Annotated in this window: 4 protein-coding genes; all 4 read left to right on the top strand. The window is 68.7% G+C overall.

Annotated elements, in window-relative coordinates:
- Nucleotides 1-226 (top strand): universal stress protein (locus tag R1101_RS0119365; protein ID WP_016934977.1); only part of this gene is annotated, 226 nt, incomplete at its 5' end.
- Nucleotides 227-292: 66 nt separating this feature from the next.
- A complete protein-coding gene (locus R1101_RS0119360) occupies nt 293-673 on the top strand; it encodes a DUF2784 domain-containing protein (RefSeq protein WP_016934976.1) in 381 nt (126 codons plus the stop codon).
- A 13-nt stretch (nt 674-686) separates the two neighbouring features.
- Nucleotides 687-1,922: a saccharopine dehydrogenase family protein gene (locus R1101_RS0119355; protein ID WP_016934975.1), complete on the top strand. Its 1,236-nt coding sequence runs from the start codon at nt 687-689 to the stop codon at nt 1,920-1,922.
- Between the two features lie 291 nt (nt 1,923-2,213).
- Nucleotides 2,214-3,251 (top strand): sulfite exporter TauE/SafE family protein, encoded by a 1,038-nt coding sequence (locus R1101_RS0119350; protein ID WP_016934974.1) that lies wholly within the window; start codon nt 2,214-2,216, stop codon nt 3,249-3,251.
- Nucleotides 3,252-3,303 lie beyond the last annotated feature (52 nt).

The following is a 3,303-nucleotide window of genomic DNA, read 5'->3' as shown; positions in this document are numbered from 1 at the left end:
ACAGGTGAGCGAGGTGGCGGGAGCCGACGGCTGGGAACTGCTCTCGGCCGTCCACGACGGTGATCCCGTCGGCACGACCGTCGAGTTGCTCGCGCGCAGCGGCGCGGAGCGGGTGGTCATCGGCAGCCGCGGGCGCACCGCGACCGGCAAGTTCCTCGTCGAGCGGGCGGTGCAGCGTCTGATCACCGAGTCGTCGGTGCCGGTGCTCGTCATCAAGGCGGGCTGACGCCCGCCCGACCCCCCGCACTGCGGGCTCTGTCCGTTCCACGGCCGAGCGTTCTATCCTGGGCACATGGCGTTCCGGGTGGTCGCCGACCTCACGGCCTTCGTGCATCTGCTGTTCGTGCTCTACGTCGTGTTCGGTGGTTTCCTCGCGTGGCGGTGGCCCCGCACCATCGTCGCGCATGTCGTCGCCGTGGCATGGGGAGCCACCTCGGTGGCCGTAGGGTTCGACTGTCCGTTGACGGCAATGGAGAACTGGGCGCGCCGCAACGCCGGCCGGGAGGGTCTGCCGCCGAGCGGATTCATCGATCACTACCTGACCGGCGTGATCTACCCGGACTCCGCACTGGGGGCCGTCCGTGCTCTCGCCGCGGCCGCTGTGGTGGTGTCGTGGGTGGTGCTGTGGCACCGGATTCGTGTGACGAAGGTCGCCCCCGTGACTTACTCCTGAGTAGGGTGGGGGCATGACTGTCTCCCGGGATCTCGACATCGTCGTCTACGGCGCCACCGGCTTCGTCGGGCGCCTCACCGCCGCCTATCTCGCCGAGAGTCTCCCCGCCGGCGTCGCCGTCGGACTCGCGGGGCGCTCACGCACCAAACTCGAGAAGCTCGCCGCCGACCTCGGAACAGATTGGCGCCTGATCGAGGCGAACGCCGACGACCCTGCCTCACTGACGGCGCTCGCCGAATCCACGCGCGTGGTGATCACCACCGTCGGCCCCTATGCCGCGTACGGACTGCCACTCGTGCAGGCGTGCGCCGAGGCGGGCACCGACTATGTCGACCTCACCGGCGAGGTCCTCTTCCACCGCGAGAGCATCGACCGGTTCGACGACATGGCCCGGCGCACCGGTGCCCGCATCGTCCACTCGTGCGGTTTCGACTCCGTGCCGTCCGATCTCGGCGTCCATGCTCTCTACCGCGCCGCGGAGGCCGACGGCAACCTGCCCCTCACCGACACCACCTTCGTGCTCGGCTCCTTGCGCGGCGGGGTGAGCGGTGGAACCATCGATTCGCTTCGCAGGCAGCTCGATGCGGTCCGCAAGGATTCCACCGCCCGGAAGATCGCCGCGCGACCGTATTCTCTGTCCCCCGACCTGTCGAAGGAACCCGATCTCGGTCGCCAGAACGATTTTGCATTCGTCGACGGCAGATCCGTCGCCCCCGGCGTCTCGGGCCGGCTGGCCCCGTTCTTCATGGCCTCCTACAACACCCGAATCGTACGCCGCAGCAACGCGCTGCGCGACTGGGCCTACGGACGCCGGTTCCGGTACCGGGAGACCATGAGCGTCGGCTCCTCACCGCTGTCCCCCGTCCTCGCCGGGCTCGTCGGGCTCGGTACAGGCGCTCTCGCCGCCGGCCTGTCGTTCGCACCCACGCGGTTCGTCCTCGACAAGATCCTGCCCGCCCCCGGGGAAGGGCCGTCGGAGAAGACACGGGAGAACGGCTACTTCACCGTCGATCTGTATGCCTCGACCGAGTCGGGCGCCCGATACACCGCCCGCTTCGCCGCGCAGGGCGACCCGGGTTACAAGGCCACGGCCGTGATGCTCGCCGAGTCCGCCCTGTCGCTCGCGCTCGGCGGTGAGGCCCTGCACGCCGGAGGCGGCGTCCTGACCCCTGCGGTGGCGTTCGGTGACGTACTGACCGAACGCCTTCGCGCAGCCGGCTTCGAGATCACCGCCCGGCGCCTCGGCTGATATCGCCCCGCGGGCCCGGACCGGACGCGCCGGGCCCGCCGAGTGCGAGTCCGTCGCGAGTACGGGCTATGCTCGACCGCACCGAACGATCCGCGCGCAACGAGACCTGAGGACGAGAACATGGAAGCGACGAGTACCGAGGTGGCTCCGGCCGCTCGTCTCGCGCTCATGTCGTTCTGGCCCACCCGCCGCGGCGCCTGCTTCGATTGTCTGTGTTGTACCCCGGAGTGTCGCTGAGCGCTCTGCCGCTCGTCCATCTTCTCGGGTTCTTCCAGCTTTCGGAGCAGACATATGTTCAATTTGCTCATTTTCACGCTCGTCGGTGTGGGCGCACAGCTCGTCGACGGCGCTCTCGGCATGGCCTTCGGCGTCACCGCGACGACCCTGCTGCTGTTCAGCGGTGTCGGTCCGGCACACGCGAGCGCCGCGGTGCATCTCGCCGAGGTGGGCACCACGCTCGTGTCGGGCGCATCGCACTGGCGTTTCCGCAACATCGACTGGAAGGTCGTGTTGCGGCTCGGCGTTCCCGGAGCGATCGGGGCCTTCCTCGGCGCGACGGTCCTGTCGGGACTGTCGACCGAGGCCGCCGAACCGGTGACCGCCGGCATTCTGCTGGCCATCGGTGTGTACGTCGCGCTGCGCTTCTCGGTGCGGCCCCCGGCGGTCGCGCATGCCCGTACCTCTCCGCACACCGCGAAGTTCTTGTCGCCGCTGGGTTTCTTCGGCGGATTCATCGATGCGAGCGGCGGTGGCGGATGGGGACCGATCACCACCAGCACCCTGCTCTCCCGCGGCAAGACGGCACCGCGCACCGTGATCGGATCGGTGAGCGCGTCGGAGTTCCTCGTCGCGGTCGCGGCGAGCCTGGGTTTCCTGTTCGGGCTCGGCCACGACTCGCTCGGCAATCTCGTGATCGTCGCCGGCCTCGCTCTCGGCGGTGCCCTTGCGGCGCCGATCGCGGCCTGGCTGGTCAGTCGTGTCCCGGCAACTCTGCTCGGTACCGGCGTCGGCGGTGTCATCGTGCTGACCAACGCGCACAAGCTCGCCGGGACGTTCGGACTCTCCGGCGCGGCACTGGCCGCGCTCTACCTCTTCATCGTCGCCACGTGGCTCACGCTGCTGATCGTGTCGTGGAAGCGTTCGCGCCTCACTCCCGCGGAGAAGAGCGGATCGCTCGAACCGTTGACGCAACCGACCCCGGTGACCTTGCTCGAAGACACCGACCGGACCCTCTTCGCGGGCGGTCGTCCGGAGCTCCGAAAGGTACCCGGGCACAACGACACTCGCTTGAATTCCACCCCGTCACCACGGTCTCCCGACGAGGCATGACAACCGCTATCATGCCCGCGTGCGACAAAAGCGAATACATAAGAGTGCCTTC

Source organism: Rhodococcus sp. R1101 (assembly GCF_000278445.1).
GTDB lineage: Bacteria > Actinomycetota > Actinomycetes > Mycobacteriales > Mycobacteriaceae > Rhodococcus > Rhodococcus gordoniae.
The sequence above is the reverse complement of the archived record's forward strand: the minus strand, read 5'-3'. Positions and strand labels throughout refer to the sequence as shown.